Genomic DNA, 20,876 nt, shown 5'->3' with positions numbered 1-20,876 from the left:
GGCAGTAAACCATGATTACCTTCACGTAGTCGGCCGCCGTCTTTTCGAATAATCCGTCATTGGCATTTTCATCGCCGTCGATTAACGGCGAGGGGATTGCTTTTGCCGGCGTTTTCGCAGCACTGAACGATTCTTTCAACAATCGAGGTTTCAGTCATGTCGATCAACATTCGCAAGATGCGTTATCTGCCGCTCGTCGCCGCACTCGCGCTCGCCGGCTGCGGCGGCGACGACGGCGGCGTGGGCTCGGCGTCCGCGCTCAGCTCGGCCGGCGCGCCGCAACCGGGCTCGGCGCCCGCCGTCACCACGCCGCCGAGCGCCTCCAACGTCGACAAGAGCGTATCGCCTGTCGAGCTGCCGGACACCGTGGTACCCGTGAACTACCGGCTGTGGTTCCGCCCGAACGACGCGCTGAACGCGTTCGACGGCCGCGCCGACGTCGAGATCAAGGTACTGAAGCCGGTCAACAACATCGTGATCGCCGGCCACCGGATCAAGTTCACCAACGGCCGCATCACGCTGCAGCCGGGCAACATCCAGCTGATCGCGACGCCGCAGGACAAGGGCGACTATTACCAGCTGCGCCCCGTGAGCGGCTCGATCTCGCCGGGCAACTATTCGCTGCACATGGAGTGGTCGGGCATCATCAACTTCAAGTCGTACGACGATCCGGTCGCGAAGACGGGCGGCAGTTGCGGCAACGATCCGTATCCGGGCTGCTCGGCCGCCGAAGGCATCTTCCGCGTCGACCTGAAGGGCACCGACGGCAAGACGAGCGGCGCGATCCTCACGCAGGGCGAAACCAACTTGTCGCGCCAGTGGTTCCCCGGCTGGGACGAGCCGGCGTTCCGCCCGACCTATGAAGTGACGGCCGAAGTGCCGCAAAACTGGCGCGTGGTATCGAACGCGGCCGAGAAGCCGTCGACCGGCATCGGCGGCGGCTACAAACTCGTGCAGTTCGAGAAGACCCCGCCGATGCCGTCGTACCTGCTGTTCTTCGGCGGCGGCCTGTTCGACACCTACGAGGACGACTTCACGAGCCCGCTGGCAGGCGGCAAGGGCGGCCTGCACCTGCGCGTGTTCACGCCGCCGGGCATGAGCGACTGGGCGAAGCCGGCAATGGATCGCACCAAGCAGGCCCTCGACTTCTACTACCGCTACACGGGCATCCCGCTGCCGCTCACGAAGTTCGACACGGTGGCCGCGAACGACGCGTTCAAGGAGCAGAAGGACCTGAACTTCGGCGGGATGGAGAACTGGGGGTCGATCCTCGAGTTCGCCGACGACATCCTGCCGCAGCCGGGCCAGCCGATGTCGCACTACGGCAACGAGGTGCTGACGCACGAAGTCGCGCACCAGTGGTTCGGCGATCTCGTCACGACCGACTGGTGGGACAACGTGTGGCTCAACGAGTCGTTCGCGACGTTCTTCGAGACCAAGACGACGATCCAGTTCTTCCCGAACGAGTTCAGCTGGCTCGACCAGGTCAAGAACAAGTACCGCGTGATCAATCGCGATATCGGCCCGAACGCCTTCCCGGTCGCGCCGAACTTCAACGGCTGGGCGTCGAACGACTTCGTGCTGAGCGCCAGCGCGTTCACGTACGACAAGGGCGGCCACGTGCTGAAGACGCTCGAGAACTATCTCGGCGAACAGACGCTGCGCCGTGGCCTGCAGCAATACCTGGTCGACTACTCGTTCGGCAACGGCACGCCGAAGCGCCTGTGGGATGCGCTGTCGAAGGAAAGCGGCCAGGCGATCGGCCCGATCGGCGACAGCTACGTGCGCCAGACCGGCGTGCCGCTGATCTCGCTCGACACGCAGTGCGACCTGACGAAGAACCAGACGATCGTCACGCTGAAGCAGCAGCCGTTCCCGAACAAGAACGCGTATCCGGGCCTGCAGTGGACGGTGCCGATCACGCTCGCGTACGGGCAAGGTCTCGCGAAACGCACGACGCTCGCGCTGAAGGATACGCAGACGCAAACGCGGATCGACGGCTGCACGGGCGTGGTGGCGGACCCGAGCGGGCTCGACTACTACGTCGTGAACTACAGCGACGCGGCCTGGAGCGGCTTGCTCACGCAGGTGAACCGCTCGACCGACCCGGTGCTGCTGTCGAACCTGCAGAGCGAAGCCGCCCTGCTCGTCGCGAACAACCTTGCGCCGGCTTCGCGTTCGACGTCGATCGGTTCGGTCGCTTCGCCGGCCGCTCTGAAGCTGCGGCAGACGCCGACCTTCGACGGCATCGCGCAGACGACGAAGGAACGCCCGGCACTGCAATACCAGGGCATCTTCAAGCCGCGCAAGGTAGTGACGCAGTAACGGCGCGCCCCGGCCGGCGCCGTGCAGCCCGCGGCTGCCGGCCGGCGCACCGGCTTCTCCGACCTTTGAAGGGCCTCGCGAGCGAGGCCTTTTTTACTGGCGGCGCGCCCCGCCGCCTGCCACCGCCACCATCACGCCCACGCGGCATCCCACGCCGGCTGCTCGAACCACGTCGCCAGGAACGCGACGAGCCGCGACGCGCGTGCACTGCCGCGCGCCTGCTGGCGCAACACGTGGATCGTCGCCGGCTCGGGCGCTGCCGCGTACTGCGGCAGCACCGCGCGCAACCGTCCGTCGCGCAACGCGTCGCCCGCGAGCCAGGTCGGCAGGTGCGCGAGACCGAGCCCGCCGATCGCGGCTTCGAGCAACGCCTCCGAATGATTGCTGCGAAACCGCGGCTGCACGGGCACGTGGCGGCGCTCGCCGAAGCGCCACGCACCCGGCGGCGGCGCGCCGTGCCAGGCCAGGCAATCGTGTCCGGCGAGCGCGTCGGGCGATTCGGGCTCACCGCGCCGCGCGAGGTAGGCCGCGCTCGCGCACAGCACGCGCCGCTGCGGCGCCAGCACGGTCGCGACGAAGCGCGTGTCCTCGAGCGGACCGATCCGCACCGCGAGATCGACGTCGGCGCCGAGGCGTGCGCCCTGCAGGTCCACCATGCTGTCGGTCAGCAGCAGATCGACCTGCAGGGCCGGATGACGCTGCATGAACGCGGCGAGCGCGGCCATCAGGTGCCGCCGGCCGAACGGCGCCGGACAGTCGACGCGCAGCAACCCGCTCGGCTCGTCGTGCTGGCTGTGCAGGTCTTCCTGCAGGCCGCGCAGCTCGGCCAGCATCCGCGTTGCCCGCCCGTACAGCAACTGCCCGGCCTCGGTCGGCCGCAGCGCATGCGTGGTGCGATGCAGAAGGCGGATGCCGAGCTGCGTCTCGAGCCGGTCGATGCGTCGCGTGACCGACGACGCGGCGACCCCCAGCCGGCGCGCGGCCGCCGAAAAGCTCTGCTGGTCGACCACGTCGACGAACAGCGCCAGATGCGGGGAAAGGAAGTCGTCCATGCCGTGCTCTCGGATTTGGCTGTGCGTTATTCGCAAAACAATCATCCGCCTTTGCACGTTTCCGCGTCAACCCGGGCCGACTAGACTGCATTCATCCTTTCACCCGCTGCACGCGCCGGCCCGCCGGGCCGCACGGCAGCCAACCGCCCCGGAGATCATCATGCGCAGCATCCACTTCGACGCCCCCGCAGCCGATATCGAATCACTCGACGCGCGCGTCAGGGAAATCGCCACACCCGTGCCGGCCGACGGCCAGATGCTGATCGAGGTGCGCGCGGCCGGCGTGAACCCGAGCGACGTCAAGGCCGCGCTCGGCCGCATGCCGCATGCGGTGTGGCCGCGTACGCCCGGGCGCGACTGGGCCGGCATCGTGCGCAACGGCCCGGACGGCTGGATCGGTGCGCCGGTGTGGGGTTCGGGTGGCGATCTCGGCGTCGGGCGCAACGGCTCGCACGCGGAGTGGCTCGTACTCGCCGCGGACCAGGTCCGCCGCAAGCCCGCCGTGCTGACGCTCGACGAAGCGGCAGGCGTCGGCGTGCCGTTCGTCACCGCGTACGAGGGCTTGCGCCGCGCCGGCATGCCGACGGCCGGCGAAGTCGTGCTCGTGTTCGGCGCGAACGGCAAGGTCGGCCAGGCCGCGATCCAGCTCGCGACCGCGCACGGCGCGACCGTGATCGGCGTCGAGCGCAGCCCCGGCGGCTATCGCGGCCATGCGTCGGGCGACGTGCACATGATCGACGCATCGAGCCAGTCGGTGGCCGACGCGGTGCGCGCGGCGACCGGCGGCCGCGGCGCGGACGTCGTCTACAACACGGTCGGCAGCCCCTACTTCGAAGCCGCGAACGCGTCGATGGCGATCGGGGCGCGGCAGATCTTCATCTCGACGATCGACCGCAGCGTGCCGTTCGACATCTTCTCGTTCTATCGCGGCCAGCACACCTACGTCGGGGTCGATTCGCTGCAGCTCGACGGCGCCGCGGTCGCGCAGATCCTCGACACGCTCGCGCCCGGCTTCGGCAACGGCACGCTGCGTCCGTTCCCGATCGGCGACGATTACGTGTACCCGCTCGACCGCGCGCACGACGCGTATCGCGCGGTGCTGGCCGGGGCGCGCGAGCGCGTCATCCTCAAGCCCTGAAGTCCGACCGCCCGGGAGACCATCATGATGGACTACGTGACCTCGCTCGCCGTCGGCCTCGGCGTCGGCGTACTGTACGCACTGCTGCACGTGCGCTCGCCGGCGCCGCCGCTCATCGCGCTGGTGGGCCTGCTCGGGATGGTGATCGGCGAGCGAGCGATCGTGCTGCTGCGCTGACGGGTCGCCGCGGCGCGGGCGCTAACGGTCGCCGCGGCGGCGAAACGCCCACCACGCGGCGAGCGCGGTGAAACCCGCGACGAGCATTACCATCAGCCAGAAGCCGTGCTTGTTCTCCGAGAACGGCACGCCGCCGACGTTCATCCCGAAGAAGCCGGCGACGATGTTGATCGGCAGCGCGATCACGGTCACGAGCGTCAGCGTGAACAGCGTGCGGTTGTTCTGCTCGTCGAGGCGCGAACCGATCTCTTCCTGCAGCAGCTTGATCCGTTCGTTGAGCCCCGCCAGATCGGCCAGCACCAGCGAGAACTCCTCGGTCGATTCACGCAGCTCCTGCACGTCTTCCATATGCAGCCACGCAGGCGGCTTCGCGAGCAGCCGGAAGATCGACCCGGGCTCGGGCGCCAGCATGCGCTGCAGGCGCGTGAGCGTACGGCGCATCGCGCCGAGCTCGATACGGCTCGACGTGAGCCGCTGCGACAGGAAGCGATCCTCGATACGGTCGACGTCGACGCTCGTGCGCCGCATGATCTGGATCAGCAGGTCGGCCTGGTCGCGCAGCAGATGCACGAGCAGTTCCGCGGGCGACCTGAACGACTCGCCGTCGCGGACGCACGCGCGCAGCGTGTCGACCGAGCGCAGCGGCTTGAGCCGCGCCGTGACCATGATGCGCCGCTCGACGTGGACGAACAGCGTCGCGATTTCCGACGGCGTCAGTTCGAGGTTGAACATCACGTCGTTGACGATCGCGCGCAACGCGCCGTCTTCCTGCTCGATGCGCGTGGAACGCGACCCTTCGTGAAGGAACGCGAAGAAACTGTCGGGCAGCCCGAGATGGGTGCGCATCCAGCGCTCGCTCGCGCCGTGCGCGAGATTGAAGTGCAGCCAGACGAAATCGCCCGACGCGGCCGCATCGGGTGCGCGGCACGTCCGCAGCCACGCGGCGGCCGAGTCCGCGTCGAGCGCCGCGCCGGCGCCGCCCGGAACGAAGCTGAATCCGCACACCATGCCGGACGTATCGGCGCCGTAAGTCTGTACGATCAGATCCATCGTGTCGAAAGTCGTGCGTCGCGCGCCGCGCCGCACATGGCGGGTCGCGAGCCCGCGCGGGGAAAGGAAAGGAGACGTATGCCCGATGGGCGTGACGCGCCGGTGACAGCGTCACGCGGCATCATACCGGCTGCCGCCCCGCGCCCAAAGCAGCGCGCCGCCCGATGGGCGGCGCGGCAGGGCACGGCGGCGTGTGCGCGACGCGTTACTGGCGCGTCTCCGACTGCGCGGCGCTCGGGCACGCGGGGTCCTTGCCCCAGTGGCCGTCGCAGACGCGCCAGCGGCACAACTGATCCTGGAAGAAACCGCGCTCCGAGCACTCCTTCACGCGCGACGCCAGCGAACCGGTCGTCGCCGCCGTCTTGGTCGGCACGGCCGGCGACTTCTGCGCGGCGAGTTTCTTGTCGGCCGGCTTCGTGCGCGCAACCAGCGCCGCGAGCAGATCCGCATCCGGATCGTCCTTCCCGGCCGCCTTCCCGCTCGCCGTGCGCGTCGACGTCGCGTCGCGATGCTTCTTCGCCTGCGCGAGTTCGGCCTCCTGTTCCTTGCGATGCTTGCGCGCCTCCGCCTTCGACTCGGCCTTCGTGTCGGCCTTGCCATGCGCCGCGACCCTCGCCCCCTTCGCGGCGGCAACGCCGGCCGCGGCCGTGGCTGCGGTGTCGTCGGCGCCGTTGGCGAGCGCGCGCGACAGACGGCTGTTGTCCGCCGTGGACGCGGTCGATGCGGACGCAACGGTTCGGGAAGCCGCGTCGTCGTTGACGATCGTGGCCGGTTGCGCGGCGGACGCGGCATTCTGCGCGACCTGCGCGGCGGCTTCGCTGGACGGTGCGGCCTTGGCCGGCGCGGTTGCGGCAGATGCCGTCGCCGCGGGCGCGGCCGCTGCCATGACGGCGGCCGGCTCGTCCGAATGCTTCTGCATGCGCCATGCGCCCCAGCCGCCGACGGCCACCACCAGTGCGACGACGGCCGCGATCGGCGCCTTCAGCGAACGGCGCGGCGGTTCGGCGGACGACGTGACACGGCCTTCCAGATTCGCGAGAATGCGCGACTGCTGAGCCTCTCCGTTGCCTGCCGGTTTCGTGTCGGACAGCAGGCTCGGCGGAGTTTTCGAATTTGAATTTCCCGGCGCACTCATTCAGCGTCTCATTGAATCCTGGTTTAATTCACCGCGATAATATAGCCCGGCCTCTCGGAGCAGCCTGATTCTAAGAGCAAGCATTGCAAAACACAATCAATTCCAAATTCCGGGGATTTCGTTGATTGCCGTCGCACTCGTCGCCTATTTCGCCCTTGCCGTAGCGGTTGCGGCACTGTTGCTTTTACCGGGTATCCGCGCAACGGTTTTCGAATCCGTCGCCCGGTTTCACGGCCGTCTTACGCGCCGCGCGAACGATCGCGCCGTGCGCACGCGAAGTCAGATTGTTAAATCGGCAAGCGTTACGCGCGGCGCTTTAAACGACGTGCAAAATTTACTGATTCGGCGGCGCTTGATGATTATGGTGTCGGCAGGTATTCTTGCGACGCCGCCATTGGTTGCCATTGCGTTACGCGGCCGGCAATTGTTCCAGTACGACGACACGGCGCGCGTGCCCGACGAGAAGATCGCCGCGCTGCTGCAGGGCGAACAACTCGTGCCGCCCCCGCCGCTGCCGCCGGAAGTCTTCGCCACCAAGGAAGTCGAACAGCTGCGTCCGGCGCTGAAGGACGCGAGCCGCGACTGGAACCTGCTGGATCCGGATTTCCGTACGCGTTTGCTGCTGGTCTACAAGATCATGCACGAACAATATGGTTATGAAATGGCGTTGCTGGAAGGTTACCGGAGCCCGGAACGGCAGAACCGGCTGGCGCAGATGGGCGGCAACGTGACCAATGCGGCAGCCTTCCAGAGTTATCACCAATTCGGGCTGGCGGCCGATAACGCATTCCTGCGCGACGGCAAGCTGGTCATTTCCGAGAAAGATCCATGGGCGATGCGCGGCTACCAGTTGTACGGCCAGGTCGCCGAGCAGGTCGGCCTGACCTGGGGGGGCCGCTGGAAAATGATGGATCTCGGGCACGTGGAATACCATAAACCCGGTTTTAAACTGGGACGCGGCAGCTAGCCAGGGCTGCCGGACAGGAAATAATGAGGGCGGCATGGGGCTTTTTAATATCCCGGCAGGAAACGATATGGGCGACGCAAAAAATCGGGCATTCCGGTGCGCGATTTTTTGCGGGCGCCGCTTCCGTTTTAAATCTCACAGCGTCCTTTCGTTAATGCGCGCGCCTTCTCCGATGCCGCGGGCGCATTGATGCCAGCCCCCTTCATCCCGTTTGACAGCATGGCGACACACCGCGGCGCCACTCTTGCCGCTCGGCGCGCCTGCGTCGCCTCACCGAATCGCACCGGAACCTGAACGTCCTATGCAACGCATCCTCAACGTGCTGACTCATCCGCGTACGCTCTCGATCGTCGGGATCGTCGCGTTAGCGGCCATTCTCTTCATCGTCGCCGACATGCTGCAGCTGCCGTTCCTGTGGGCGGCGATCGCGTTCGCGGCGATCCTCGCCCTGTGGCTCGTCGTCGCGCTGTGGCGCCGCTGGCGCGTGAAGCGCGCGAACCGGCAGCTCGGCCAGGTGCTGGAGGAACAGGCGGAAACCGGCAAGATCGCCGCGCCCGCCGCCGCCGCGCTCGCCCCCGATGCGAAGACGGCCGACCTCGACGTGCTGCGCACGCGCCTGTCGGACGCGGTGAAGACGATCAAGACGTCGAAGATCGGCCAGGTCGCGGGCGGCTCCGCGCTGTACGAACTGCCGTGGTACATCGTGATCGGCAACCCGGCCGCGGGCAAGAGCAGCGCCGTGCTCAACTCCGGCCTGCAGTTCCCGTTCGCGGACAAGAACAGCGCCGTGATCCACGGCATCGGCGGGACGCGTAACTGCGACTGGTTCTTCACGACCGAAGGGATCCTGCTCGACACGGCCGGCCGCTACTCGGTGCACGAGGAAGACCGCAGCGAGTGGCTCGGCTTCCTCGGCCTGCTCAAGCGCTACCGCCCGAAGGCGCCGATCAACGGCATCATCGTCACCGCGAGCATCGCCGAACTCACCGGCAACCGCCCCGAATTCGCGATCAACCTCGCGAAAAACCTCCGCCAGCGCGTTCAGGAACTGACGGAAAAGCTCGAGGTGTTCGCGCCGGTCTACGTGATGTTCACGAAGGCCGACCTGATCACCGGCTTCACCGAATTCTTCAGCAGCAGCGACAAGCACGAGTACGACCGCGTGTGGGGCGCGACGCTGCCCTACGAGCCTGACGACAAGCGCGACGTGGTCGCCCAGTTCGACACGCACTTCGAGGAGCTCTACGAAGGGCTGAAGGAGATCAGCGTCGCACAGCTGTCGCTGTCGCGCGGCAACCAGCTGTCGCCGGGGCAGTTGAGCTTCCCGCTCGAATTCTCGACGATCAAGCCGTCGCTGCGCGCGTTCCTCGCGACGCTGTTCGAGAACAACCCGTTCCAGTACAAGCCGATCTTCCGCGGCTTCTACTTCACCAGCGCGCTGCAGGAAGGCGAAACCAACAGCACGGCCGCGCAGCGCATCGCGAGCCGCTTCGGCCTCGACGCGAACGCGCTGCCGAAGCCGCACAGCGCGTTCTCGAAGAACGGCTTCTTCCTGCGCGACCTGTTCTCGAAGGTGATCTTCGCCGACCGCCAGACGGTGCGCCAGTTCGCGAGCCCGACCAAGACGCGGCTGCGCTACGCGACCTTCTTCGGCTTCGTCGCGGCGCTCGCGCTCGCGCTGGGCGGCTGGACCTGGTCGACGATCGGCAACCAGCAGCTCGTCGCGAACGTGCAGGCCGACCTCGACAACGTCACGCGCCTGCAGCAGGGCCGCAACGACCTGCAGTCGCGCCTGCAGGCGATGGACATTCTCGAGGACCGGATCGAGCAGCTCGAACAGTTCCGCCGCGACAAGCCGCTGTCGGTGTCGCTCGGCCTGTACCAGGGCGACCGTCTCGAGCAGCACCTGCTGACCGAGTACTACAACGGCGTGCGTCAGATCCTGCTGGCCCCCGTGTCGCAGAACCTCGCGTCGTTCATGAAGGACGTGAACGCGCACCCCGAACAGCTCGTGCCGATGACGCGCCCGCCCGAATCGGGCGCCGTGCAGGGCGGCCCGATACCGGTCTCGACGAATGCGGCAGGCGCCGCGCCGCAGGCCGGCGCCGCCCAGGCCGCATCCGGCGCCGTGCCGGCTGCCGCCGCGCAGCAGCCGGCCGCACCGCAGGGCGGCCTCTACAGCGATGCGTCGCCGACCAACGTGCAGGACGCGTACAACGCGCTCAAGACCTACCTGATGCTGTCCGACAAGCGCCACGTCGAGCAGGCGCACCTGACCGACCAGCTCGCCCGTTTCTGGCGCGGCTGGCTCGAGACGAATCGCGGCAACATGCCGCGTGACGAGATGATCAAGAGCGCGGAGCGCATGATCTCGTTCTACCTGTCCCGCGTGAACGACGACGACTGGCCGATGATCGACGCGAACCTCGCGCTCGTCGACCAGACCCGCGAGAACCTGCGCCGCGTCGTGCGCGGCATGCCGGCCCGCCAGCGCGTCTACGAGGAAATCAAGGCCCGCGCATCGACCCGCTTCGCGCCGATGACCATCGCGCGCATCGTCGGCGACGGCAACCAGTCGCTCGTGGCCGGCAGCTACGCGATTCCGGGCACGTTCACCCGCGAAGCGTGGTTCGACTACGTGCAACCGGCGATCCGCGACGCGGCGACCAAGGAGCTGCAGGCGAAGGACTGGGTGCTGAACACGTCGACGCAGGACGACCTGACGCTCGAGGGCAGCCCCGAGCAGATCCAGAAGACGCTCGTCGGCATGTACAAGACCGAGTACGCGCAGCACTGGCAGAAGTTCATGCAGGGCATCGCGGTACAGGGCTTCAGCAGCTTCGGCCAGGCCGTCGACGGGATGAACCGCCTCGGCGACCCGCAGGATTCGCCGATCCGCAAGATCCTCGAGACCGCCTACGACCAGACGTCGTGGGACAACCCGTCGCTCGCGAACGTGACGATCAAGAAGGCGCAGACGGGCGTCGTGAACTGGGTCAAGCAGCTGTTCTCGCGCTCGCAGGCCGGCCAGATGGCGGCCGCGAACATCGACATCAACGGCAATCCCGCCGAGGTGCCGATGGGTCCGATCGGCCAGGAGTTCGTCGGGCTCGCGCGGATCGTCGCGACGCATGACGGCACGTCGATGCTCAAGAGCTACATGGATTCGCTGTCGAAGGTCCGCACGCGCTTCAACGTGATCAAGAACCAGGGCGACCCGGGCCCCGGCGCGCGCCAGCTGATGCAGCAGACGCTCGACGGCAACGGCTCGGAACTCGCCGATTCGCTGAAGCTCGTCGACGAGCAGATGCTGACGGGCCTCACCGATTCGCAACGCAAGTCGCTGCGTCCGCTGCTCGTGCGGCCGCTGATGCAGGCGTTCGCGGTCGTGATCCAGCCGGCCAGTGCCGAAGTCAACAAGGTGTGGAACGCGCAGGTCTACCAGCCGTTCCAGAACTCGCTCGCGACGAAGTACCCGTTCGCGGCGAACGCGAAGGTCGAGGCCGGCGCCGGCGAGATCGCGCAGGTGTTCGGCCCGGACGGCTCCATCGCGAAGTTCGTCGGCACGACGCTCGGGCCGCTCGCGGTGCGCCGCGGCGACACGCTCGCCGCCCGCACGTGGGGCGACATGGGCATCGGGCTCACGCCGGACTTCACGAACGGCTTCGCACGCTGGGTCGCGCCGCTCGCGGGCGGCGCCGCAGGCAGCGCGGCGGCGGCGTCCGAGCCGCAGACCGTGTTCCAGATCCTGCCGCAGCCGAGCACGGGCACGACGGAGTACACGATCGCGATCGACGGCCAGCAACTGCGCTACCGCAACACGCCGCCGCAGTGGACCAACTTCGTGTGGCCGAACCCGCAAGGCTCGCCGGGCGCGACGCTGGCCGCGACGACCTTCGACGGCCGCACGGTGCAGCTCGTCAACGAGCCGGGCCGCTACGGTCTCGAGAAACTGATCAACTCGGCGCAACGCAAGCGCCGTCCGGACGGCACCTTCGACCTGACGTGGACGCAGGGCAGCGTGAACGTGTCGGTGACGATGCGCATCATCAGCACATCGCAGCCGACCGGCGGCGGCGGCGACCAGCCGCAGCAGCAGAGCCTGCGCGGCCTCACGCTGCCGTCGTCGGTCGCCGACGCGAGCGCGGGCGCCGCACTGAACGCGACCCAGTCCGGCACGGGCACGCCGGGCGCAGCGCCGGCCGTCGCGGCGGCCAACGCAACGAACGCACAGGGGGCGCAATGACGCAAACGGTACAGGCGCAGATCGCCTACTTCGGCAAGATTCCGTCGCGCGGCGACTTCGTGAAGAGCGCGCACAATCCGCAATTGCTGCAGACACTCGACCGCTGGATCGCGCAGGCGCTCGAGCTGCTCGCGGAAGATCCGCGCTGGAAGATCGTCTACGAGGAAGCGAAGCCGATGCATTTCGCGTTCCTCGGCTCGCGCAGCAAGCTCGCGATCGCGGGCCACATGGTCGCGAGCCACGACGTGTCGATGCGCCGCTTCCCGTTCCTCGGCGCGACGGCGCTCGAGGTCGACCGGCCGCTCGCGTTCCTCGCGCGCAGCCCGCTCGCGTTCGCGCGACTGTGGTCGCGCGTCGCCTCGCAGATCCCGCCGCTGCTCGGCAAGGACGAACCGCCCGGCGCGCTGCAGGCGCTCGGCGACACGCAGGTGCCGATCGACGTCAGCGGCCCCGGCACGTCGCATGACGGCACCTTCAACGACTTCGTCGAACACCAGTCGCTGTACGGCCTGCAGGAGATGCTGCTCGAAAGCGGCCATCCGGTGCGGCTGCGCGGCGCGATGCTCGCGCTCGGTTCGCTGCTGCGGCCGGTGATGCAGAGCGGCTCGTCGCACATCGAGCGCGGCCTCACGCTGCCGCTGCCGGTCGATCCGTTCTACCGCAGCCTCGTCGCCGCGTTCTGGCTCGAACTGATCGCGCCGTTCGTCGCGCAGGCCGATTTCGAGCTCGCGATCTTCATCGGCTCGATCGCCGAGCGCGAACGGCTCATCATCGGCTTCAACGGCGCGTCGGCAAAGACGCTGCTGAGCGTGGTCGACCCGCAAACCTACGCCGCCCACAACATCGACATCGACGATCCCGAGTGGATCGACGCCCATGCGCAAAACGATCACCGGATCAGCAAGCTCGTCAGCTACCTCGATCAACCTCAACTCTCGCTGCGGGTCGCCATCGACGCGTTCCGCGAAGCGTTCATCGGAGGCTGACGGGATGCATCGCATGAATCACCTCCTCGCCGCCCTCCTCGTCTCGGGCCTGTTCATCGGCAGCGGCGCGGCCCTCGCTCAGAACACCGGCGCGACCGTCACGCCGGTCGGCAACGGCACGGTTGCGACGACCGCGCTGCCCGCGAACCCCGGCGTCGCACCGGGGACGGCCTCCGGCGCCGTCGTGCACGGCACGGCCGGCACCGCGAGCACCCTCACGCCGCCGCCCGCGACGACGACGCCCGGCCAGGTGGTCGTCGGCGGCAAGGTGCCCGACGAGGCGACCAAGGCCGCCGTGCTGCAGAAGCTGCGCGATACCTACGGTGCGACGAACGTCGTCGACCAGATCGAGGTCGGCGATGTTGCAACGCCGCCGAACTGGAGCGCGAACGTGCAGAAGCTCCTCGGCACCCAGCTCAAGCAGATCAGCAAGGGGCAACTGAAGATCACCGGCACGCAGATCGAGATGAAGGGCGAAGTGCACAACGAGGCGCAGCGCCAGCAGCTCGCGAGCGACATGGCGAATACGCTGAACCCGACGTATACGATCAGGAACGGGTTGCGCGTGTCGGCATCCGAACAGGGCGTGCTCGACCAGACGCTCGCGAACCGCACGATCGAGTTCGAGACCGGCAGCGCGACGCTCACGCCGCAGGGCAAGCTGATCCTCGACCAGATGGCGGCCGCGCTCGCGAAGATGCAGAACCGCACGGTCGACATCATCGGCCACACCGACAACTCGGGGAACCGCACTTCCAACATCGCACTGAGCCAGGCGCGTGCGGATGCGGTGAAGGGTTATCTGATCACGAAGAGCATTCCGCCGCAGCAGATGACGACGACGGGCGTCGGGCCGGATCAGCCGATCGCGCCGAACGACAGCGCGGATGGGCGGGCGCGGAATCGCCGGATCGAGTTCCGGGTGGGGCAGTAACGGACGACCCGGCTGCTCCACGCGGAGCAGCCACGACGGCCACGGGCAACGGGCGGCGGCAGCAATGCGCCGCCCGTCTTGCGTTTACGACTGCTCGTCGGGCCGCACGCCCAGCAGCTCGCGAATATGCGACAACGAGCCGTCGTCCTTCACGACGCTCTCGAGCCACTTGTGCAGCGGCATGTCGGCCCATTCGGCGGCCTTGTCGGCGAGGTAAGCGACCGGGCTGTGCGGCTCGGTCTGGCGGAAGTAGCGCGCGACCGCGCGCAACTGGTCGACGGCCTGCGCGCGGTTCTGGATGCCGGCGATCATCTGCGTCACCGGGGCGCGCGGAACGGATTGTGGCTGCACGTGGGTCTCCTCGGTCTGGATCGGATTGCCGAACACCGGCTCGATGCGCTCGGGTTGCGCCTGCGGTGCCGACTGCGTGTGCGGCGCGCTGCCCGTATAACCCTGCTCGCGCGCAAAGCGCTCGGCGAGCCGGTACACGGTCTCGAACGCATCACGCGCCTGCCGGAAGCTCGGCGCCGAATCGCCCGCGCGCTCGACGAGCCGCTCCTCGAACGCATCGAGCGCGAATTCGAACGCCTTCAGGTTCGCAAGCAACGCCGTATAGAACGCGATCGACGTCACGCGCCGCGACGAATCGATCTGCTCGATCGACGGCTTGCCGCGCGCGATCTCGTCCGCATGTTCGGGGTCGCGCTTGATGGCCTGCGCGACGTGCTGCGCCACCTCCCAGTCGAGCGTGCTGAATGCATTCGACGCGCCGTCCGTCATCGGCACCGCGCGCAGCAGCTCGGCCGTGCGGCCGGACAGCCACGCGACGTTGCCGAGCCGGTGCTCGATGTCGTCGTCTTCCGGCAGCGGGTGCACGGTCTCCCAGAATTCGCGGCACAGGCCCTCGAGCAGCACATAGCCGTCGGTGAGACCCGTGATGCCGTCCTCGAGCGCGAGCGCCTCGGTCAGCCACACGGCGAGCCGCAGGTCCTTCGTGCGCGTGCGCAGCAGTTCGCCCGCATGGTCGACGACAAAGCCCCAGTCGGCCTCCTTGATCTCGGTCACCCATTCGCCCTGGTCGAGCGTCGGATCGTCGTAGCGCCGCGCGTCCTGGATCGCGTCGAATTCGTTCGAAAACAGCAGGTCGTCGCCGCTGGGCGACGCATCGCTGATCGGCGTCAGCAGCTCGGGGAGATTGATCGGCATGGTTCGGTCAGTTCATCAATGCGGGGTGATACGCGGCCGCGCTCATTCGACGGTGTACGTGAATTCGCCGGCCTCGTCCGCGCGCACCGCGATGCGCGCGATGGCCGCGCCGTCGGCGATCCGGCCGAGCACGTGGCCCGCGATCTCCGGCAGCAGCGTGCCGTTCAGGATATGGTCGACGTTGCGGGCGCCCGAGTCGACCTCGGTGCAGCGCGCCAGCACCGCATCGACGAGCGACTCGTCCCATTCGAACGCGGCCTTGTGGTTCGCCTCGATCCGGCGGCGGATCCGCTCGAGCTTCAGCTCGATGATCTCGGCCAGCACGTCGTCGGAAATCGGATAGTACGGCACGACCTTCATCCGCCCGAGGAACGCGGGCTTGAAGGTCTTGTACAGCTGCGGCCGCAGCGTCTCGGCAAGCGCGTCCGGGTCGGGCAGTTCCTCGGCCGGCTTGTTCAGGCACGCCTGCATCACCGCGGCGGAACCGACGTTCGACGTCAGGATGATCAGCGTGTTGCGGAAGTCGATCTCGCGGCCTTCGGCATCGTCCATCGCGCCCTTGTCGAACACCTGGAAGAACATCTCCAGCACGTCGGGGTGCGCCTTCTCGACCTCGTCGAGCAGCACGACCGAATACGGGTTGCGACGCACGGCCTCGGTCAGCACGCCGCCTTCGCCATAACCGACGTAGCCCGGCGGCGAACCCTTCAGGCCCGACACGCTGTGCGCTTCCTGGTACTCGCTCATGTTGATCGTGACCATCTTGCGCTCGCCGCCGTACAGGATGTCGGCCAGCGCCAGCGCCGTCTCGGTCTTGCCGACGCCCGACGGCCCGACGAACATGAACACGCCGCGCGGCTTGTTCGGATCCTCGAGGTTCGCGGTCGCGGTGCGCACGCGCTGCGCGATCGCGTCGAGCGCGTGGTCCTGGCCGATCACGCGCGCGGCGAGCAGCGGCTGCAGGTTCAGCACGGTGTCGATCTCGTCCTTCACCATCCGGCCGAGCGGAATGCCCGTCCATGCGGCGACGATCTCGGCGACGACGTGGCCGTCCACCTGCAGCGGCACCATCGGCTCGCCGCCCTGCAGCGCGTGCAACGCGCCCACGCGTTCGGCAAGCTTGTCGCGGGTTGCCTGCACGTCGACCGGCTGGCCGTCTTCCGACGGGCCGCGCGCCTTGTCGAGCGCTTCGCGCAGCTCGGTGATCTCGGCGACGATCGCACGCTCCGCTTCGTAGCGCGCGTCATCCTTCGCAAGCTGTTCGAGCGCCGCGTCGCGCGTGCCGCGCAGTTCGCCGAGCCGCTCGTCGTGCGCCGCGCCGCCGGCCGCCTCGCGCTCCAGCGACGCGATTTCCGCGTCGATCCGCTCGATGCGCTTCTTCGTATCGTCGATCGCCGCCGGCGTCGCGCTGTGCGCGAGCGCGACCTTCGCGCACGCGGTATCGAGCACGCTGATCGCCTTGTCGGGCAGCTGGCGGCCGCTGATGTAGCGGTGCGACAAACGCACGGCCTCGGTGATCGCGTCGTCGAGGATCCGCACGTTGAAGTGCTTCTCCATCAGGCCGGACATGCCGCGCAGCATCGCGGCCGCGAGCGGCTCGCCCGGCTCCTCGACCTTCACGACCTGGAAGCGCCGCGCGAGCGCCGCATCCTTCTCGAAGTACTTCTTGTATTCGCTCCACGTCGTCGCGGCGATCGTGCGCAGTTCGCCGCGCGCGAGCGCCGGCTTCAGCAGGTTCGCCGCATCGTTCTGGCCGGCCTGGCCGCCCGCGCCGATGATCGTGTGCGCCTCGTCGATGAACAGGATGATCGGGTGCGCGCTCTTCTTCACCTCGTCGATCACGCTCTTCAGGCGATTCTCGAATTCGCCCTTCACGCTCGCGCCGGCCTGCAGCAGCCCCATGTCGAGCACGTGCAGCGCGACGCCGCGCAACGGCGGCGGCACGTCGTCGGCCGCGATGCGCAGCGCGAGCCCCTCGACGACCGCCGTTTTGCCGACCCCGGCCTCGCCGGTCATGATCGGGTTGTTCTGGCGGCGGCGCATCAGGATGTCGATCGCCTGGCGGATCTCGGCTTCGCGGCCGATCACCGGGTCGATCTTGCCGTCGCGCGCACGCTGCGTGAGGTTGGTCGTGTACGTGTCGAGCGCGGGCGTCTTCGACGGGCCAGCCGCGGGGACCGCGCCGTCGGCCGCCGACGCCGCGTCGCCGTCATCCGCGTCGCCCCGGCGCGGCTCGGCCTCGCTCGAGCCGGCCATGATCTCGTCGAACTTGTGCTTCAGGTCCGTCACGTTCACTTCCGCGAATTGCGACGACATCCGTTGCGCGAACTGCGCCAGATCCGGCGCCGTCAGCAGCGCCAGCAACAGGTGCCCGGAACGGATGCGGCCGAGCTGCGAATCGAGCGACGCGATCAGCCAGGCCTGCTCGAACAGCGCGATCAGGTGCACGGAAAACACCGGCGTGCGCGTGTTGCCGGTCTTCAGGCGCGTCAGCTCGCGCTCCAGATCGGCGCGCAGCGCATGCGGATCGACGCGGCTCGCGCGCAGCGCGAGCGGCAGGTCGCCCGCCGGCTCCTCGAGCAACGCGAGGAACAGGTGCTCCAGATCGACCTCGTAGTGGCCGCGCGCCAGGCACGCGCTCGCCGCACGCTCGGTCGCGTGCCGGCTCAGCGGGTTCAGTTTCGTGATCAGGGTCTTCAGAGGCGTGCTCATGGCGTCGATCTCAGGTTCGATTGCGTGTTTGTTGTCGTTGGGAATCAGTGAATCACGTGCAGTTCGTAGCGGGCGTCGGCGCGATCCTCGACCGCGTCGCGCGTGCACAGGAACGCGTCCCAGCCGAGCCGCGACCCCGCGCCGAGCACGCTCGCGCCGACCTCGGTGCGCTTCAGCACCAATTTCACCTCGTATTCCAGCGTGAGGCCCGCGAGCAGCGTCAGCATCCGCTCCAGCGCGACGGCCTTGGTGCCGCCGGGCAGGAACGCCTCGTAGTCGCGCTTGGACAGCGGGCCGACGACGATTCGCGCGCGCATGTCGCGCTGCCAGACGCGCTCGCCGACGAGCGCCGTCGCGCCAAGCACCGCGTTGACCTCGCCGAGCACGCTCAGCTGGTCGGGCGGCACGTCGTACCACTTGCCGACGAACTGGTCGATCTTCACCGGCACGCGGAAATAGTCCGACAGCGTGCGCTGCAGGTACGCGGCCGACATCGGCCGGTGCCGCGCGGCCAGCGCATAGCCGGCCACGGCTTCGTCGAGCACGCCGCCCACCCCGGCCGCGAGGCTGTCGCGCACCTCGTCGCTCGGCACGCCCGCGATCGCGAGCAGCAGCGGCAGATAACGTTCGTCGCGGTCGAGTTCGTAATGGAACGGCAGCCGGTATTTCTTCCACGCAGCGTAGAACAGCGCGGTCGCGCGGTTCGAGAACACGTCGAAGAACGCGCGGGCCGCGTGGTCGCGCTTCAGGTGCTCGCGTGCGACGATCTGCTCGGTGTAATGCAGCGGCAGCGCCCCCTGCCCGCCGAGCAGCCCGAAGAACGCGGGCGTCAGCTCGACGTGGCCGAGCTCGCCGGCCGCGAGCGCGGCGCCGCGCTGCTCGGCCGTCTTGAGCGGCGCGCCGTCGTCGTCGAACGAGCGCGCCCCCTCGATCTCGCTCGGTGGAAAACCGAGCGACAGCGTGTTGCGGAATTCGATGCGCTGCGCGACCACGTCGCCCTGCCGCCATGCGCCGGGCGCGTCCGACGCCTGCCGCGCGAACAGCCCTTCGAGCACGCGCACGGCCTGGAAGAACTCGAAGCGGTGCGGTTCGTCGAGCAGCGCGTCGACTACGCCAGGATCGATTCGCCGGTCCGGGGCTTGCATCGGATGATCTCCTCGCCGGTGCGCTTCGACACGACGACTAGTTGAATGAAACTGTTGAGGTGGACGTAGAGCCCGAAGAAGCTGTCGAGCACGCGCACGAACGACGCAAGGCTCGCGCCGACGAAATGCTCCTCGTCGATCGTCAGCCGGATCTCGATGCCGCGCACGAAGGTCGCGAACGGCTTGCCGGGCAGCCACTGCACGGCGCCGCGCTGCTCGACGCCGACGAGGCCGTCGATCTGGCGCATCGACACGGCGGTGCGCCGCAGGTCGTACAGCGTCAGCATTTCCTTGAGCGGCGCGAGGCCGTGCGCAACCAGCGACACGTGATTGAGCGCGAGGTGCGACACGAGCCGCCAGTGCGCGGCGCGGCCGCGCTCGAACCGCACGCTCTGCGTCGGACGACGCAGCAGCGAGATGCCGCTCGTCTGCGCGCCGCCTTCCTGGAACAGGTCGCCGCCCTCGAGGCCGAATGCGAGCATCGCCGGCAGGTCGCGGTTCGTGCAGGTGAGGTCGAGGCTCAGCGTGTCGGTCTGCGGCGACGTCGGCTCGAAGTCGATGTCGACGATCGAGATCTCGGTTTCGTAGCCGGGGCTCTTCTGCGCGACCCAGTCGTTGCGGCGCGCGAACCAGTAATGGCCGATCCGCGCCGATTCGCCGTGATGCAGCGAATAGAACGGCCGGAATTCGATCACCGACTCCTCGTGCGCCTGCTGCCTGACGAGCTTCACCGAGTCGATCGCGTACACCTCGTACGCGAACGCCCGCCGTGCCTCGGCGATCACCGGATACGACACCGCGCGGTGCGTGATGCGGATCGGTTCGCCGTGCTGGCGGAACAGGTTGACGATCGGCGTGCAGAACAGCCGGAAATGGCTCGCCGCAAGCAGTTCGAGCAGCCGTGCGACATGCGAGTCGCTGCGCACGTCCTGCAGCACGAGATGCAGCGTCACGCGCTGGCAGCGGCCCGACGCACGCGCGATCGCCGCGAGGTCGAAATCGACGAAATCGAACTTGTCGGGGAACGCGAAGTACTCGGTGAGCAGGCGATACGCGGGATGCGATTTCGCCGGGTAGTCGATCAGCGCATCGTCCTCGTCGAACCCGGCGTGCGCGATCGGCAGCTTGCGCAGCGCGGTCCAGCGGCCGTTGCGCTCGGGCTCGACGTACGCGCCGAGCACGTTGACGAACAGGCAGTCGGTCAGCGCGGCGACGAACGACTGCTCGCCGTGCAGGTGCGCGCGCAGCGTCGACAGCTTCAGCGCGCCGAGATCGAGCTGCGCGGCGAGCGATTCGAACGTGATCGAGATCACGCCCGTCGCGTTGGACGGCAGCACCGTCGCGCTCGGCGCGAGCGCGACCGGCGTGTAGCGCGCTTCCGAGATGCGGATCGGCGCGAGCGTGACGTCATAGGCGGTGCGGAACCGGCACTGCACGCCGCGGATCGGGCGACTCTTCAGCTCGGTGCCGCGCTGGATCACGACGGGCTCGGTCTGCTGGCCGGGCGACGCCGGCGTGAACTGCGCGATCGAGCACGACGGAAACGGCCGCAGGTAGTGCGGATACAGCACTTCCAGCAGCGCTTCGGTGAATTCGGGGTAGTCGTCGTCGAGCTTCTTGTTGATGCGCGCGCCGAGCAGCGCGAACGACTCGATCATCCGCTCGACGTGCGGATCCTCGCAATGCTCGCCGGACAGCGCGAGCCGTGCGGCGATCTTCGGATAGCGTTCGGCGAAATCCCGCGAATAGCGCCGCAAAAACGATAATTCGCGCTCGTAATACGGCAGCAATTCTTCCATCGAC

Annotated in this window: 14 protein-coding genes; 7 read left to right on the top strand and 7 right to left on the bottom strand. The window is 68.0% G+C overall.

The features are described 5' to 3' along the window. Positions 1 to 156 precede the first annotated feature (156 nt). On the top strand, positions 157 to 2,325 hold the full coding sequence (locus tag GQ57_RS29205) for a M1 family metallopeptidase (protein WP_034199693.1): 2,169 nt from the start codon (positions 157 to 159) through the stop codon (positions 2,323 to 2,325). A 131-nt stretch (positions 2,326 to 2,456) separates the two neighbouring features. Here the strand turns inward: GQ57_RS29205 and GQ57_RS29200 are convergent, their stop codons facing one another. Continuing rightward, positions 2,457 to 3,377, bottom strand: a complete 921-nt coding sequence (locus tag GQ57_RS29200; protein WP_034199692.1) for a LysR family transcriptional regulator — start codon at positions 3,375 to 3,377, stop codon at positions 2,457 to 2,459. A 160-nt stretch (positions 3,378 to 3,537) separates the two neighbouring features. Here GQ57_RS29200 and GQ57_RS29195 point away from each other — a divergent pair, with 160 nt between their 5' ends. Together GQ57_RS29195 and GQ57_RS40390 are read left to right on the top strand one after the other, a co-directional pair. Then, a complete protein-coding gene (locus tag GQ57_RS29195; protein WP_034199691.1) occupies positions 3,538 to 4,515 on the top strand; it encodes a quinone oxidoreductase family protein in 978 nt (325 codons plus the stop codon). Between the two features lie 24 nt (positions 4,516 to 4,539). Beyond that, on the top strand, positions 4,540 to 4,692 hold the full coding sequence (locus GQ57_RS40390; RefSeq protein WP_075122995.1) for a DUF1427 family protein: 153 nt from the start codon (positions 4,540 to 4,542) through the stop codon (positions 4,690 to 4,692). A 21-nt stretch (positions 4,693 to 4,713) separates the two neighbouring features. Here GQ57_RS40390 and GQ57_RS29190 read toward each other — a convergent pair whose 3' ends face one another. After that, complete coding sequence (locus GQ57_RS29190) at positions 4,714 to 5,742, bottom strand: transporter (RefSeq protein ID WP_031400957.1); 1,029 nt, start codon at positions 5,740 to 5,742, stop codon at positions 4,714 to 4,716. Between the two features lie 205 nt (positions 5,743 to 5,947). Further along, a complete protein-coding gene (locus GQ57_RS29185) occupies positions 5,948 to 6,877 on the bottom strand; it encodes a hypothetical protein (protein WP_031400958.1) in 930 nt (309 codons plus the stop codon). A gap of 121 nt (positions 6,878 to 6,998) precedes the next feature. Here GQ57_RS29185 and GQ57_RS29180 point away from each other — a divergent pair, with 121 nt between their 5' ends. The 4 genes from GQ57_RS29180 (at position 6,999) to GQ57_RS29165 (ending at position 14,010) form a co-directional block, all read left to right on the top strand. After that, the gene (locus GQ57_RS29180; protein WP_034199690.1) at positions 6,999 to 7,844 is read left to right on the top strand and encodes a M15 family metallopeptidase; all 846 of its coding nucleotides are present in this window, start codon (positions 6,999 to 7,001) and stop codon (positions 7,842 to 7,844) included. A 301-nt stretch (positions 7,845 to 8,145) separates the two neighbouring features. Beyond that, positions 8,146 to 12,090 (top strand): type VI secretion system membrane subunit TssM, encoded by a 3,945-nt coding sequence (tssM, locus tag GQ57_RS29175; RefSeq protein ID WP_034199689.1) that lies wholly within the window; start codon positions 8,146 to 8,148, stop codon positions 12,088 to 12,090. Continuing rightward, positions 12,087 to 13,076, top strand: a complete 990-nt coding sequence (tagF, locus tag GQ57_RS29170; RefSeq protein ID WP_031400961.1) for a type VI secretion system-associated protein TagF — start codon at positions 12,087 to 12,089, stop codon at positions 13,074 to 13,076. Before tssM ends, tagF begins: the two co-directional genes overlap by 4 nt. A 4-nt stretch (positions 13,077 to 13,080) precedes the next feature. Beyond that, a complete protein-coding gene (locus GQ57_RS29165; RefSeq protein WP_031400962.1) occupies positions 13,081 to 14,010 on the top strand; it encodes an OmpA family protein in 930 nt (309 codons plus the stop codon). 84 nt (positions 14,011 to 14,094) lie between these two features. Here GQ57_RS29165 and tssA read toward each other — a convergent pair whose 3' ends face one another. Genes tssA through tssF form a run of 4 tightly spaced genes read right to left on the bottom strand, consistent with a single transcriptional unit; the run spans position 14,095 to position 20,872 of the window. Continuing rightward, positions 14,095 to 15,216, bottom strand: a complete 1,122-nt coding sequence (gene tssA, locus GQ57_RS29160; protein WP_034199688.1) for a type VI secretion system protein TssA — start codon at positions 15,214 to 15,216, stop codon at positions 14,095 to 14,097. Positions 15,217 to 15,258: 42 nt separating this feature from the next. Continuing rightward, positions 15,259 to 17,928: a type VI secretion system ATPase TssH gene (gene tssH, locus GQ57_RS29155; RefSeq protein WP_031400964.1), complete on the bottom strand. Its 2,670-nt coding sequence runs from the start codon at positions 17,926 to 17,928 to the stop codon at positions 15,259 to 15,261. A 44-nt stretch (positions 17,929 to 17,972) separates the two neighbouring features. Beyond that, the gene (gene tssG / locus GQ57_RS29150; RefSeq protein ID WP_031400965.1) at positions 17,973 to 19,073 is read right to left on the bottom strand and encodes a type VI secretion system baseplate subunit TssG; all 1,101 of its coding nucleotides are present in this window, start codon (positions 19,071 to 19,073) and stop codon (positions 17,973 to 17,975) included. After that, positions 19,037 to 20,872 (bottom strand): type VI secretion system baseplate subunit TssF, encoded by a 1,836-nt coding sequence (gene tssF, locus GQ57_RS29145; protein WP_031400966.1) that lies wholly within the window; start codon positions 20,870 to 20,872, stop codon positions 19,037 to 19,039. Before tssF ends, tssG begins: the two co-directional genes overlap by 37 nt. Positions 20,873 to 20,876 lie beyond the last annotated feature (4 nt).

It is taken from the genome of Burkholderia sp. MSh2 (genome assembly GCF_000731655.1).
Lineage (GTDB): Bacteria > Pseudomonadota > Gammaproteobacteria > Burkholderiales > Burkholderiaceae > Burkholderia > Burkholderia paludis.
Note: the sequence above shows the minus strand (reverse complement) of the source record. Positions and strands in the feature narration are given on the sequence as shown.